The sequence below is a fragment of the Aurantimonas sp. HBX-1 genome, assembly GCF_021391535.1.
GTDB lineage: Bacteria > Pseudomonadota > Alphaproteobacteria > Rhizobiales > Rhizobiaceae > Aurantimonas.
Genome location: NZ_CP090066.1, coordinates 2,092,731 through 2,106,312 on the forward strand (window position 1 = coordinate 2,092,731; position 13,582 = coordinate 2,106,312).

Below are 13,582 nucleotides of genomic sequence, written 5' to 3' on the forward strand. Positions count from 1 at the left end.
CCCTGAGATCGGGCCGATCGAGCGCTCTGCTCCCGCCCGCCGCATTGCAAGCCATTCGTCCGAACAATGGCGAATGAGAGATCAGGATTCGGCACGACCGGCGATGTGAACTGAACACACCCGGGATTAAAGCGTTTTCGCCGCAACGATGATACTTGCGAGAGATATGCTCTCTGCACATAACTTTTTGAGGCACTGTACCGAGCAGGTTATTGACGCCTTCAGTTGCGTACAGTGGTGACCATGGGGAGGGTCGGGTTTTGCGGCAGGTCACAGTTCGCGGATGTGCAGCTTTATGCGCAGGCGCTGCGGCGCTCTTCATCCCGGTTGCCGGAGCCTATGCTGACCAAGTCGTACCGGACGACCAGATCGTCCAAGGAAGCCTATGTGTCGGGCTCGACTGCGTAGACAATGAAATCTTTGGCTTCAACACGATTGTCGTAAAGGAAAATAACACACGAATCTATTTCGACGACACGAGCACGTCTGCCGGCTTTGCTGCCAACGACTGGGCGCTAGTGGCAAACGATTCGGTGTCCGGCGGCGCCAGCTATTTCGGAATCCAGGATGCGACGTCCGGTAGGATGGTCTTCCGCGTGGACGCCGGCGCGCCGCAGGACGCACTCCACGTCAGCAGCTTGGGAAACCTCGGCCTCGGAACGTCCACTCCGGCCCTCGGGCTGCACATCGCGCGTAGCGACACGCCTGCGATCCGCCTCGAGCAGACCAACGCGGGCGGCTTCACGGCCCAGACTTGGGACATCGGCGCCAACGAGGCAAATTTCTTCGTACGCGACCTGACAGGCGGCAGCCGACTTCCTTTCCGCATCCGGCCGGGCGCGCCGACTAGCAGCCTCGACATCGCAGCCAGCGGTGACGTCGGCATCGGAACGGCCTCCCCCGGCAGCGAGCTGCATGTATACGGAGCATCCAGCGCCGACACGTCTGTAACGATAGGCACTTCCTCTGCAGCCAGTAGCGACGGGCTGAACGTCGGCTATCTCGGCGCGACCTACGGCACCGGCACCTCGATGATCAATGCTCATTCCACTTCCGGCAACGGCGGCAGGCTCCTGCTCGCCACGGACGGGGTCACCCGCCTGACCCTCGACGGGGCCGGCAATGTTGGAATCGGCACTGACGCGCCCGTCGCGGGGCTCGACGTCGTCGGCTCCATCCGCTTCGCGTCACTCCAGGGTTGTTCATCGGGCATCGGCACAAACGCCTCGGGCGACCTCGCCTGCATCTCTGGGGGAGGCAGCGGCACGCCACCCTCTTCTGGGGGAGGCAGCGGCACGCCGCCCTCTTCCGGGGGAGGCAGCGGCACGCCGCTCTATTACGTCACAACCGCTTCTGGGACGCAGCCGACCGCCAGCGGTTCCAATTCCACCGCGGCAGGCTCAGGGAGCACTGCGAGCGGCTCGAACGCTTATGCCAGCGGCACCAACAACCAGTCGCAGGGAGACGACTCCACAGTCGTTGGCTCCAACAACATCGTAACCGGGAACCGCAGCGGTGCCTTCGGCACTGGCAATACCGTTAACGGAGATGGCACCTACGCCATCGGCGACCCCAACCTAGTCAACGGCAACCGCACCTTCGTCTACGGTGACGACAACACCGTCAACGCCGCGAACACGGTCGGTTTCGGTGATGACGTGAAGGTCTTCGGCTCGAACAACGTTCTCGCGGGCACCGCTAGTGCCTCCGGCTCATTGCTGATCGGCACGGGCAGCTCAGTCAACGCGGCCAATGCCGTTGCGCTCGGCAACGCTACGAGGGTGACCGGCGCAAGCGGCGTCGCAATTGGTCAAGGCGCATCTGCGGGCGGCGCCGGTGCCGTTGCAGTAGGCGCCGGTGCGAGCGCGGGGTACGCCGGCTCGTCCGCCTACGGCGCAGGCGCGGTGGCCTCGCGCGAGAATCAGCAGGTGTTTGGAACCGCAGGAAACACCTACACAGCGCCGGGTATCACGTCCGCAGCCAGCACGGCTGCGCAGGCGGGCGCAGTCAGCATCGTCACCACCGATCCGGGCGGAAACCTCGCGTCCGCAAGCCCTTGGGATTTCGGCTTTGCAAGCGCAAGCGATTTGGACCGCCTAAGCTCCCGCATCGACAACGTAGGCAAGCACGCCAATTCTGGTGTCGCAATGGCGATGGCCCTTGCCGGTGCGCCAACGGTACTGCCGGATGAGAATTTCGTGACCACGATAAACTGGGGCGCGTTCGAAGGGGCCAACGCCTTCGCGCTCAGCGCCGGTGCGCGCATCAATTCGCGCCTCCAGGTCAACGGCGGCGTCGCCTATGATCCGGATCAACACCTCACCGGGGGCCGCGTTGGCGTCAGGATGAGCTGGTAGCCCGGACCGGCGGAGAATGATGATCACAATGTTCCTGAGAAGGCGGATGGCCATTCTGGCAGCGGCGCTAGTCGTCTGCGCCGGCACGCCGTCTCTCGCCCAGGAACAGGCGCGCGATGAGAAGGTGGAGACGCCGGACGCCGCAGCCGGCTGGCCCGCGAACGCCGCGCAGTCGGTCTACCTCGTGCGCAGCACAATGACAGCGCTGCATCAGGCGGTCGAGACGGGTAACTTCACCGTGCTGAGGGATCTCGGTTCGCCGCGCTTTCGCGAGGAAAGCACGGCGGCCGACTTGGCTTTCAACTTCCAGCCCCTGAAGCGGACAGGAGTCGACCTGACGGCCACCGCCGTCATCACGCCCCAACTCTCCACCGCACCGTTCCTCGACGCGCAAAAGCAGTTGCATCTGGTAGGCTTTTTCCCGAGCCAGCCCTTGGAGATAGACTTCGATCTGACGTTCGAGAACGTCGCTAACCGCTGGCGCGTCTCCTCGATAGCCGTCACGACCGCTCCCGCGCCAAAGAGGTCGCAGCCGGATAACGAGGCTGAGAGCGCGCCGCCAAAGCAGCAACCGTAGCGCTCCAGCCGAACTCGTCCCAAGCCATGAAAGTTGAATTCGATCTTGTGCACGCCGTGGGCCCACTTCTGCCACCGGTGGGCGAGTCAATCCACCCTGCGCTTCACGGGCGGTGATCGCCGTTCACCAAGATTGATCGCCGAAACGCCTGCAAAATCCGTCAGTTGAGCTTTTGCTTGGCGCGGTGTGACGCGGCTAACACCATCGCTCTTTGCGATCGCGCTAGAGGAGATCATCCGAGATCTTCCGAAGAGCCAAGCCGATGCAAACCGACAACGTCAAGCCGGAAGCCCCGCGCAAGAAGCCGCCGCTGAGCCCCGAAGACCGTCACGACCCGTTCGACAGCCGGTCGAAGTCCCCGGCCAACGACAATGGCTGGGACGACAGCTTCCATCACTGACGGCTTCCGGCCTTCCCCGCCGGCGACTTCGGGCAAGTCGTGTCGCGTGACCCGCCGGAAAAGCCGCGGGGGCGCGGTCAGGCCTCCGGCAGATGCGACCGCAGGGCCTGGCGTTTCAGCCGCATGGCTTCCGGCAGCGTCGCGATCAGGTGGTCGACGAGCACCTTGACGGCCGGCAGCATGCCGCGTCGCGACGTGAACAGGATGTGCATCGTCGTATCGCCCGCATGGAACGCCGGCAGTACCCGCCGCAGCCTGCCGGAAGCCAGGGCTTCGTGGCAGAGCGCCTCGGGCAGTATCGCGACGCCGAGCCCTTCGACCGCCGCTTCGCGAAGCACCGCAAACTCGTTGCAGATGATCCGCGGCTCGTGGCGGACGCGCGTGGGCACGCCGTCGCGGTCGTAGAGCTCCCAGACGTCGTGATCGGCGGTCTTGGCGTAGGTGATGGTGGGGACTGCCGCGAGGTCCGCCGGCGCCGCGATCGGCGGATGGGCGGCGAGGAATTCCGGGCTCGCCACCAGCACGATGCCGACCGGTCCCAGCCGGCGAGCGATGAGGTCGCGGCTTTGGTCCAGGCCGGGGTTGGCGCGGATCACCACATCGACGCGCTCGGCAAGGAGATCGACCTGCTCCAGCGAGACGAGAAGCTGCATCCGGACCTTCGGAAAGGCGGCGAAGAAGGCCGGCATCACCCCCGCCAGCGTCTCCTCGCCGAAGCCCGGCGGGCACCCGACCCGCACCAGGCCGCGCGGTTCGGCGTTGAGAGCCTGGGCGACCTCCTCGGCCGCCTCGACCTCGTTCATCGCGGCGCGGCAGTGGGCATAGAACGCCGCCCCGACGGCGGTCATGTCGAGGCGTCGGGCCGAGCGTTCGAGGAGCCGGACGTCGAGCCGCCGCTCCAGGCCGGCGACGCGGCGGCTGAGCTTGGACTTCGGGATGCGCAGCGCCCGGCTCGCGGCGGCAAAACCGCCGTGGCGTACCACGGCTTCGAAGTAGAGCATGTCGTCGAGACTGGTCATGACGTCGTTCTGCCAGTGGAACGGCAAGTCCTGCAAGCCACACCTACCGGGACGATTTGGAGGGGATTAACTCTGTTGCACCGCACGCGAGAAGAAGGGTGGCTACGAGCCAGCCCATCGCCGGTGCGAAACCGAAAGGACGATCATCATGAAGACGCTTCCGCTCATCGCAGCCAGCCTTGCCGTCGTGGTCGGCGCCGTGAACCCGGCCGCCGCGCAGTTCGCCTCGACGGGCGACGGGATCTTCGGCAATTTCTACGCCACCGACCGGAACGCCGAGACGAAGGATTCCACGACGCCGCGTCCTTTGGCCTACCAGTCACAGTCGCAGGCGCAGTCGAAGACCGGGGCCACCGTCGAGATCGACAGCCGGGCACCGCTCCAGGCGGCCGGTCCCTGGACGCCCCCCTGGAAGCGCTCCGTGGAGAAGACCGACCGCTGACGGCGTAGCGAGTTAGAATCAGGCGCTCCGGGTAATTCCCCCCGGAGCGCCTTTTCTGGCTTGACGATGTTCCTGGTTTGTTCCAGTTCGCGGGAATGGTGGCGAAACGGACTGTGGGCGAAGCCGCCCGGGCGGAAATGCTGGTGACGGCCCGGTGCCGGGGATGCGGCCATGCGGCGTCGTTCCTGGCGAGCGACCTCGCCAGCGTGACCGATCCCGGGCTTGCGCTGGATCGCCTGCCGTTCCGTTGCCGCGAATGCCGGCAGCGCGACTGCGAGGTGAGCGCCGAGGAGATCGAGCGGGACCGCCGGCCGGGAATCGTCATCTGGCGGCCGACCCGGCTACGCTGATGGACCCTCAGTCCGCGCGGCGGCCGGGTTCGCGTGCCGGGCCGGCAACGTCGGAGCCTAGGTCCGGGGCACTGCCCTTCGTCCTGCCATTGGCCCGCCAGCGGCCCCATCGCACGGTCGTGCGGCGTCGGGCGCGGCGCACCGCGGCGAAGTCGACCGAGAGGATGATCAGGCCGAGCGGGACCATCCAGAAGCCGAGAATCGGCAGGAACCCGAGAATGCCCCCGACGATCAGGGCAATGCCCAGGCCGACGCGCGTCGCCCGGTTGGCGGGCAGCACGAAAGCCCTGCCGAAAAGCCGGATACTCTGCGGCCCTGCACCGGGCGTCATCGGCTCCCTTTCGCGATCAGACATGCTTACGCCGGGCGCCTGCCCGTCCTTCCATTCGTCGTTGCCTGTCACATGGTGTCGGCAGGCGCCGGAACAAAACATGGCGGATCGCTGGCAGGCCCGGTTTTTTACCCCGCGCGGCTTGGCAAGCCCGGTACAGCTTTGCTATAGGCACGCCAACGCTGAGACATGCGTATTCCCCGGTAGCTCAGTGGTAGAGCACTCGACTGTTAATCGATCGGTCGCTGGTTCGAATCCGGCCCGGGGAGCCACCTTCCAATTTCATCGCTGATCGGACGTCACGTCTGCCGCGAATCGCCGGCGGCGGGCAACGCTTTGTCGCACCCGCCTCGCCCTTCCCCGCGCCTGCCACAGCTTAGGCGGCGACGAGAGGGAGCGGCATGAGCACTGACGATCAACAGACGAACGACCGACGGCCGATCGTCGTCTGGCTGCGCGACGACCTGCGTCTCGACGACAATCCCGCGCTGGCGGAGGCCGCCGATTCCGGCCGGCCCGTGGTGCCGCTCTACGTTCTCGACGAGGAATCTCCCGGGATCCGCCCGCTCGGCGGCGCACATCGATGGTGGCTGCATTATTCGCTGGAGGCCTTTGCCCGGTCGCTGCAGGCAATCGGGGCGGATCTGATGCTTCGCCGCGGCAGGGCCGACGTCGAGGTGGCTGACGTCATCCGGTCGGTCGGCGCCGGCGCTCTCCTGTTCAACCGGCGCTACGACGAGGCCGGGCGGGACGTCGACAAGGCCGTGGCCGACGCCCTCTCGGGCGACGTCGCCGTCAGGGGCTTCACCGCGAACATCCTGCACCGGCCGGAGAAGGTCGCGACGAAGACCGGCGGCTACTACAAGGTCTACACGCCGTTCTGGAAGAACATCTCCGAGACCGAGCCGCGCGATCCGATCGACGCGCCGCGCCGCCTGCGTGCGCCGGATGAATGGCCGCGCTCCGACCGACTCGCCGACTGGCAGCTCCGTCCGACCCGGCCCGACTGGTCGGGCGGGCTGGCAGCGTTCTGGGAGATCGGCGAGGCGGCGGCGCAGCGGCGCTTCGCGACCTTCTGCGAGGAGCGTCTCGGCACCTACGACGACGGGCGGGAGCGCATGGCCATCGACGCCACGTCGCGCATGTCGGCGCATCTGCGCTGGGGCGAGATCTCGCCCTACCGCCTCTGGCACACGGCAAGCAGCCACGCCGCCGAGGACGAGACGATCCGGCCGGAGGCGATCCGCACCTTCCGCAAGGAGCTCGCCTGGCGGGATTTCAGCTATCATCTGCTCTACCATTTCGGCCCGCTCGGCAGCCGGAACTTCAACGCCCGTTTCGACCGGTTCCCCTGGGAATCGGACCCCACTGCCCTGCGGGCATGGCACAAGGGCATGACCGGCTATCCGATCGTCGACGCCGGCATGCGCCAGCTCTGGCAGACCGGCTGGATGCACAACCGGGTGCGGATGATCGTCGGCTCGTTTCTGACCAAGGACCTCTTGATCGACTGGCGGAAAGGCGAGGAATGGTTCTGGGACACGCTGGTCGACGGCGACGTCGCGTCCAACAGCGCGCAATGGCAGTGGATCGCCGGCTCGGGCGCCGACGCGCAGCCGTTCTTCCGGATCTTCAACCCGGTCACCCAGAGCGAGAAGTTCGACCCCGACGGCGCCTATATCCGCCAGTACGTCCCGGAGCTGAAGGACCTGCCGGCCCGCGCCATCCATGCGCCCTGGGAAGCCGCGGCGGGCACGCTCGAAGCGGCGGGGGTGGTTCTCGGCAAGACCTATCCGGCGCCGATCGTCGACCACGGCAAGGCGCGTGCGCGTGCCCTCTCGGCCTACAGCGCGGTACGCGGAGCGGCGTGATCGGCCGGGGTGCCGGAGCAGCCGACGCGACAATGCGGCACGGGTCCCCTAGATAGGGAGAGGATCCGTCGCGCCGCTCAGCTGAGTCGGGCGTGTCGCCAACAGCAGGGACAAGCACCGGCATGGACGATATCGACTTCACCTTACCCGCGGACATCTTCTGGGCGAGGTCCGCCCGGCGCGTGCTTCCGAAGGGCGGCCTGGCGCATCAGCGCTTCGACACGCTGGCGGATGCCATCTGCCACGTGATGCAGGGCGACGAGACGCCCCGCTACAGCCTGTCGATCGACACGGACGATGCGTCCTTCACCCTCTCGGAAATCGAGGAAATCTTCAAAAGCGAGCCGTTCGCGCCTTATCGGCAGGGTGCCGAAGCGGCAGCGCCGGCCAAATAGGCACGAGATGCTCCCACCACGGCGGGCCGAGCCGGAGCGGCGAGACACAGCCGCCGGTGTCGTCCGAGGCAATGACGGCAGCGCCGGCACGCGGCAGGAAGTACAGGCAACCGCGATGGACACGGGCAAACCGCGTCTCTTCGACAGCTATTCCGGCGACCATGTCGCCCATGTGCTGGACTCGCTAGAGCGCCGCATCGAGGCCGACGCGCACCAGGCGCCGACGAGCGAATTCCACAAGGGTCGGCTCGCGGCGATCATCGAGCTGCGGCGCATCCTCTCGGAAGCCCACTACCGGGAATAACCGGCAACCGGACAGCGAGCGCCCCGGCCGGCCATGGTCCCGGGCGCACTGCGAGCCCGTCGCGCGGTGTGCGCCGCGACGTTGACAGGCTCCGGCTAAAGGCGTCATTTGCCCGGGTTACGTATCGTCATCGCAGCTAGAAAATCATGCGCTGCCCCAGCTGTAGCACCGAGAATCCGGACGGCGAGACCCGTTGCGCGAGCTGCGGCGGGTCGCTGGTCGTCGTCTGCCCGAACTGTTCGGCGCAGAGCTCGGCGACGGCGACCTTCTGCAGCGCCTGCGGCACGCGGCTTTCCGGCGGCCCCCCTGCCGCCAGCACCAGGCTGACCGGGGGCGGCGAATTCAAGCAGGCGACGATCCTCTTCGCCGACATCGTCAGTTCCACCCGGCTGCTGGCCCGGCTCGACCCGGAGCAGGCGATGGATCGCCTGCGGCCGGCCATCGCAGCGATGTGCGACGCCGTGACGCGCTTCGACGGCACCGTCGTGCAGACCATGGGCGACGGCATCTTCGCGCTGTTCGGCGCCCCGCGCGCCCAGGAGGGGCATGCCTTTCTGGCCTGCGAGGCGGCCTTGGAGCTGCAGCAGGCCTTCGCCCGGCGCGAGGACGGGCTGAAGATCCGCGTCGGCCTGCACACCGGCGAAGTGGTCTTCGGCTCGGCCGGCGACCGCGAGGGCCGGCGCGACGCGCACGGCGTCGCCATTCACCTCGCCAGCCGGCTACAGGCCATCGCAGATCCAGGCGGAATCTGCATTTCCGAACAAAGCCATCGGCTCATCCGTTCGAGCTTCGTCACAGGGTCGCTCGGCGCCCGCAGGCTGGAGGGCATCCCGGAGCCGGTGTCGGTGTTCCAGCTGCTGGCCCGCCGGCGCGGTCCGGCCAGCCGGGAGTTCCGGGGCACCCAGCTGACCGCCTTCTGCGGCCGGGAAGCCGAGATCGGCGCGCTCCGCGACACGCTGGCCGCGACCGAGCGCGGCGAGACCTGGATCACCGGCATCGAAGGCGTGCCGGGCAGCGGCAAGAGCCGGCTCTGCTACGAGTTCGCCGAATGGTGCCGCGGCCGGGGCCTGACCGTCTACGAGGCCCGTGCACAGCCCTACGGCCATGCGACGCCGCTGCAGCTGGCGCTGGATTTCCTGCGCACGATCCTGCGCATCTCCTCCTCCGACGACGTCGCCGTCACCCGCCGCCGCATCGCCGAACGGCTGACCGAGATCGGCGCGACCTTCGAGGCCGACCAGTTGCTATTGCAGGAGTTCCTCGGACTGGCGGACGAGCAGCATCGCTTCCTGCCGAGCCCGCGGGCAAGGCAGGCGCGGCTGCTCGACATCCTGCGCAACCTGGTCCGGCAGATCGGCCGCGAACCGTCGGTGATCATCGTCGAGGACCTGCACTGGGCCGATGCGGCAAGCGGCGAATTCCTCGCCACCCTGGTCGAGGCGGTCGAGTCCACGCGGACCATGCTGATCTTCAATTACCGTCCCGGCTATCGCGCGCCGTTCATGCGATCGCCGAATTACCGCAAGATCTTCCTCGCCGAGCTGAGCGACAGGGAAACCGAGGCGATTCTCGACACGCTGGTCGGCACGCGGCCGGAACTCAAGGACATCCACCGCCGCGTCGCCGAACGCAGCGGCGGCAATGTCTTCTTCATGGAGGAACTGGTCCGCTCGCTGTCGGAGAACGGCACGCTGCTCGGCTCTCCCGGGAGCTACACGCTCGGTTCGCCTGCCAACGACAACGCCCTGCCCTCGACCGTCCAGGACGTCATCGGCGCCCGCATCGACCGTCTCGACCCGGTCGAGCGCGCCGTGCTGCAGATCGGCGCGACCATCGGCAAGCAGTTCCCGCTGGATGTGCTGGAGAGCGTCGCCGAGGTGCCGCGGGAGGACGTCGGGACGGCCCTCGCCAGGCTGTGCGATGCCGACATGCTCGAGCCCCAGCAGGGCGCCGGCGGCCGCTGCTATGCCTTTCGCCATCCGCTGATCCAGGAGGTCGCCTACCGGACGCAGCTGAAGTCGCGCCGGGCAGCGCTCCACGCCGCGGTGGCGGAGGCGATGCAGCGTTACTCCGAGGGCCGGCTGGACGAGGACGCGGCCCTGATCGCCTATCATCACGAGGCTGCCGGCCATACGCTCGCGGCTGCGACGTTCGGCGCGCGGGCAGCGCGCTGGGTCGGCGCGACCAGCACCGGCGAGGCCATCAAGCGCTGGCGCAAGGTCCGCACGATGCTGCTCGGGGAACCCCGCTCCCCGGAGGTCGACTCGCTACGCATCCTGGCGAGCGGACAGATCGCCTGGCTCGGCTGGCGGGAGGGCGTGACCGTCGAGGAAGCACGGCCCTACCTGGCGGAGGCGCTGCAGATCGCCCGCCAGACCGACGACGCGATGGTCGCGCTGCTGCTCTTCGTCGAGGCGCGGCTGGCCGGGGCAAGTGGCGGCCCGGCCGACGACTACGCCGCGCAGATCGAGCGGGCGCTGGCCCTGGTGGAGCCGACCGGCGACCGCGGTCGCGAAGCGACGCTCAACGCCTCGCTCAGCCAGGCCTATGGATGGGCGGGCCTGTTCACCAAGGCGCTGGCGGCCAACGACGCCGCGCTCGAGCGGATCCCGGCCATCGAGCCCTTCGACCACCAGTTCCTCGGCTACAATGTCGAGCACTGGGTGCTCAGCCTCAGGGGCCGCATCCTCGTCCATCTCGGCCGCCCGGACGAGGCGCGGGCCTGCTTCGACCAGATGCTCTCCCTCGAGCCGGCCCTCGTCGATCCGACCGTGCTGTTCATCTCGCATCTCGGCATGATCGATCTTGCCTGGTTTCAGCATGACGCGTCGCTGGCGGCCGAACACGCCGCTTCCGTCGCCGCGCTCGCAGAGCGGCATGGCAGTCCGTATCTGTTGGTCTTTCGCCATTACTGCAGCGGTCTTGCAGCGGCGATTGCGGGCTATCACGCGACAGCCCTCCAGGAACTTGAGAGAGCGCTCGATTTGATGGGGTCGCTCAAGGCGGCGCGGGATTTCAAGGCCGACGCCTTGGCCGCTTACGCAGAATGTCACCTGCAGGCCGGCCACGAAATCGAGGCCATTGCTGCCGCAGATCGGGCGATCGCTGCTGCCAGAGACCTGACAGCGCGCATGCCCGAGCTTCGCGCCACGCTGGTCAAGGCGATTGCCCTGCTGACGCTCGGGAATCCGGCGGAATTCTGGGAAGCTGAAACCCTTATCGGTCAAGTCGATGACATGATCCAGCAGACCGGTGCCCATTGCTTCGAGCCGGGGCTGGGACTGGCGCTGGAGCAGATCGCCAGATGCCGGGACGTGCCGCTATACGGACACAAGTAGAGTGAATTCGCGCATTCCGTATGCCGTTACAAGTTCAACGCGGCCGGCCCCTAATTCGGACTCGCAGTAGGATATCCATCGATCGGGACACGTTCGATAAAGGCCCGGCTTCAGCGATCCCGTCGACGGCTCAGCCGCGACGAAATTGACCGCGAAGCCGATCCGGCTGGTCGCCCGCAGATGGCTGAGGACGGAGCCCACATAGGCCTCCCAGCGTTCTCGCGGCGCATCCAGCGCGACGTTGAAGATGCCGCTGGCGACCGAATAGTCCGCGACGCGCGGACACTCGCTGCCGGTTGCGAAGGCGATCCCCGCCTGGCCGCGCCACAGGCGTTTCGCCCGCGCGATCATCGCCGCCGACAGGTCGACGCCGAGATAATCGAGCGCGACGCCGGGATGGCGCCAGCCGAGATAGGCCAGTAGCGCCCCATAACCGCAGCCAAGGTCATTGAGGACGAGCTTCCGAGAGGTCGAGAAGTCGCACAGCTTGAGTAGCTGCACGAACCGCATCTCCTGCGTCGGCACGCAGCTCCAGTCGACCCCGAGCGGGGTGGGACCGAAGCGCGCGAGCCGGCGGGAATAATAGGCGTCCACCGTCTCGCGAAGATCGGCGAACGTGTCTTCGCCTTCCGCGCCCGGTCCGGTGTGCGGTGGCAGGCCTTTCCTGCCACCGGGTTCGATTGCGGTGCCGTCCACCCGACCGACCTAGGCGGTTCGCGGCTTCATGGGCAGCGAGATGATCAGGTAGTCAGCCTCGATGAAGAAGCCCTTCACCGGGCCTTTCTCGATCAGCACCCGCTTCTGTCCCTCGACGCGGGAATCGTGGGCCTTGAAATAGACCGGTAGCGGTTTTGCGGAAGCGAGATTTTCGATCAGCGAGGATACGATCGCCTCGTCGCCGTTCATTCCCTCGATATTGGACTCGTAGGTATTGAGATCCGCCAGCATCTGGTACCAGCGGTTCTTCGAACGGGCGTTCCAGAAGCCCCCGAGATTCATGATGGCGGCGCTTTTCTGGAAGCTGCGGCCCTTCTGGAAGATCGCAAATTCCTGCTGCAGCGCGACCATTTCCTCGATCCCGCCGTATTCCTCGGGCGCCCCGCTCTGCGCCGGTGCAAAGCGAATATTCAGTAATTCGAAGAGGTTGTTGATGTAGACATCATCCTCTCCCATGATCCTTCCCATTGGAAACCCTCTTCCTTGTGGAATCGACAAGTCACTTGGAAAACGCCGATCGGACTTCGTGACGCGGGGCGATCAGCTAGCAATTTCGCAGGAAGAACGGCGACAAGGTTTTTGGCCTTGATACTCCGATCCTGCCGCCGTCCTTAAGCAGGGAGTTCGATTCCCGATGCCTCAGGCGTTGAGAGAGATACTCGCAGGCGCCGGAGACTGCGCCGCGACAATCGAGTTGGCCGCTTCGTTCTCTGGCCGTGCGGAATTTCTTGGCCGCATGGGCAGCGAAATTGTCAGGTAAGGAACGTCGATGAAGAAGCCTTCGATTGGACCACTCTCCACGAAGACCCGCCGCATTCCTTCGACGCGAGAATCGTGCGCCTTGAAATACACGGGCAGTGGCGTCCTGGAAGCAAGGTTCCTGATCAGCGAAGCGACAATGGCTTCGTCGCCGTTCACCCCGTCGATATTCGACTCGTAGGAGTTCAGATCGGCAAGAACCCGATACCAGCGGTTCCTTGCGCGGGTGTTCCAGAAACCGCCCAAATTCATGATCGCGGCACTGTCCCGCAGGCTCCGCCCTTCCCGGAAGATCCTGAACTCTTTCTGCAGCGCGACCATCTCCTCGATCCCACCGAAATCGTCCTCGCCGTAGCCCTGGGGGGGCGCAAAACGAAGATTCAGCAGCTCGAAGAGGTTATTGATGTAGACATCATCCTCTTGCATTATCTTACCCATGGAACGCCTCCTTGCGTTGCATAGCTTAGGGTTGGGAAACGAAGCTTACATATCATGACGCAAGGGCATGTCAAAGACTGTATCTTAATTTTTCTTGCAGAGAGATAACTCTTCCTGCTCGGACCGACCCGGCCCCGCTGCACGCGGCCGGCGTTTCGCGTGCCGAGTCACTGTTGTTGAGACCGCCTACTGCCACGGGGACGCGCTGTCGCCGGATCGTCCGCTTGCCTCGCCTCGCGCCCGACCATAGGTTCGCGGCAGCGTTCCCTGCCCCGTGATCTCCG

The 13,582-nt window shown here is 66.1% G+C and carries 14 protein-coding genes and 1 tRNA gene; 10 read left to right on the plus strand and 5 right to left on the minus strand.

What is annotated here, in order from left to right:
* Window positions 1-260: 260 nt before the first annotated feature.
* The 3 genes from LXB15_RS09975 (at window position 261) to LXB15_RS09985 (ending at window position 3,334) form a co-directional block, all read left to right on the plus strand.
* The gene (locus LXB15_RS09975) at window positions 261-2,357 is read left to right on the plus strand and encodes a YadA-like family protein (RefSeq protein WP_233952907.1); all 2,097 of its coding nucleotides are present in this window, start codon (window positions 261-263) and stop codon (window positions 2,355-2,357) included.
* A 16-nt stretch (window positions 2,358-2,373) separates the two neighbouring features.
* Window positions 2,374-2,934 carry a hypothetical protein gene (locus tag LXB15_RS09980; RefSeq protein WP_233952908.1) on the plus strand — a complete coding sequence of 187 codons (561 nt, stop codon included), beginning with the start codon at window positions 2,374-2,376 and terminating at the stop codon, window positions 2,932-2,934.
* A 262-nt stretch (window positions 2,935-3,196) separates the two neighbouring features.
* A complete protein-coding gene (locus LXB15_RS09985) occupies window positions 3,197-3,334 on the plus strand; it encodes a hypothetical protein (protein WP_233952909.1) in 138 nt (45 codons plus the stop codon).
* Between the two features lie 77 nt (window positions 3,335-3,411).
* Here LXB15_RS09985 and LXB15_RS09990 read toward each other — a convergent pair whose 3' ends face one another.
* On the minus strand, window positions 3,412-4,389 hold the full coding sequence (locus tag LXB15_RS09990) for a LysR substrate-binding domain-containing protein (protein ID WP_233952910.1): 978 nt from the start codon (window positions 4,387-4,389) through the stop codon (window positions 3,412-3,414).
* A 112-nt stretch (window positions 4,390-4,501) separates the two neighbouring features.
* On the opposite strand from LXB15_RS09990, the gene LXB15_RS09995 reads away from it, so the two are divergent.
* Together LXB15_RS09995 and LXB15_RS10000 are read left to right on the plus strand one after the other, a co-directional pair.
* Window positions 4,502-4,795, plus strand: coding sequence for a hypothetical protein (locus tag LXB15_RS09995; protein WP_233952911.1), 294 nt, complete (start codon window positions 4,502-4,504; stop codon window positions 4,793-4,795).
* A 77-nt stretch (window positions 4,796-4,872) separates the two neighbouring features.
* A complete protein-coding gene (locus LXB15_RS10000) occupies window positions 4,873-5,145 on the plus strand; it encodes a hypothetical protein (protein WP_233952912.1) in 273 nt (90 codons plus the stop codon).
* A 7-nt stretch (window positions 5,146-5,152) separates the two neighbouring features.
* On the opposite strand, the gene LXB15_RS10005 is transcribed toward LXB15_RS10000, so the two are convergent.
* Window positions 5,153-5,548, minus strand: a complete 396-nt coding sequence (locus LXB15_RS10005; RefSeq protein WP_370640201.1) for a hypothetical protein — start codon at window positions 5,546-5,548, stop codon at window positions 5,153-5,155.
* 125 nt (window positions 5,549-5,673) lie between these two features.
* Here LXB15_RS10005 and LXB15_RS10010 point away from each other — a divergent pair.
* The 5 genes from LXB15_RS10010 (at window position 5,674) to LXB15_RS10030 (ending at window position 11,384) form a co-directional block, all read left to right on the plus strand.
* Window positions 5,674-5,748: transfer RNA gene (locus LXB15_RS10010), tRNA-Asn, on the plus strand.
* A 129-nt stretch (window positions 5,749-5,877) separates the two neighbouring features.
* The gene (locus LXB15_RS10015) at window positions 5,878-7,347 is read left to right on the plus strand and encodes a deoxyribodipyrimidine photo-lyase (RefSeq protein WP_233952913.1); all 1,470 of its coding nucleotides are present in this window, start codon (window positions 5,878-5,880) and stop codon (window positions 7,345-7,347) included.
* Between the two features lie 122 nt (window positions 7,348-7,469).
* The gene (locus LXB15_RS10020; protein WP_233952914.1) at window positions 7,470-7,742 is read left to right on the plus strand and encodes a hypothetical protein; all 273 of its coding nucleotides are present in this window, start codon (window positions 7,470-7,472) and stop codon (window positions 7,740-7,742) included.
* A 115-nt stretch (window positions 7,743-7,857) separates the two neighbouring features.
* Complete coding sequence (locus LXB15_RS10025) at window positions 7,858-8,046, plus strand: hypothetical protein (protein WP_233952915.1); 189 nt, start codon at window positions 7,858-7,860, stop codon at window positions 8,044-8,046.
* Window positions 8,047-8,192: 146 nt separating this feature from the next.
* Window positions 8,193-11,384 (plus strand): adenylate/guanylate cyclase domain-containing protein, encoded by a 3,192-nt coding sequence (locus tag LXB15_RS10030; RefSeq protein WP_233952916.1) that lies wholly within the window; start codon window positions 8,193-8,195, stop codon window positions 11,382-11,384.
* Here LXB15_RS10030 and LXB15_RS10035 read toward each other — a convergent pair.
* The 3 genes from LXB15_RS10035 to LXB15_RS10045 all read right to left on the minus strand — a co-directional run bounded on the left by LXB15_RS10035 (window position 11,367) and on the right by LXB15_RS10045 (window position 13,298).
* Window positions 11,367-12,080 carry a class I SAM-dependent methyltransferase gene (locus LXB15_RS10035; protein WP_233952918.1) on the minus strand — a complete coding sequence of 238 codons (714 nt, stop codon included), beginning with the start codon at window positions 12,078-12,080 and terminating at the stop codon, window positions 11,367-11,369. The two genes, LXB15_RS10030 and LXB15_RS10035, sit on opposite strands and share 18 nt — an antisense overlap.
* 9 nt (window positions 12,081-12,089) lie before the next feature.
* Complete coding sequence (locus LXB15_RS10040; protein ID WP_233952920.1) at window positions 12,090-12,557, minus strand: hypothetical protein; 468 nt, start codon at window positions 12,555-12,557, stop codon at window positions 12,090-12,092.
* Window positions 12,558-12,740: 183 nt separating this feature from the next.
* On the minus strand, window positions 12,741-13,298 hold the full coding sequence (locus tag LXB15_RS10045; protein WP_233952922.1) for a hypothetical protein: 558 nt from the start codon (window positions 13,296-13,298) through the stop codon (window positions 12,741-12,743).
* Window positions 13,299-13,582 lie beyond the last annotated feature (284 nt).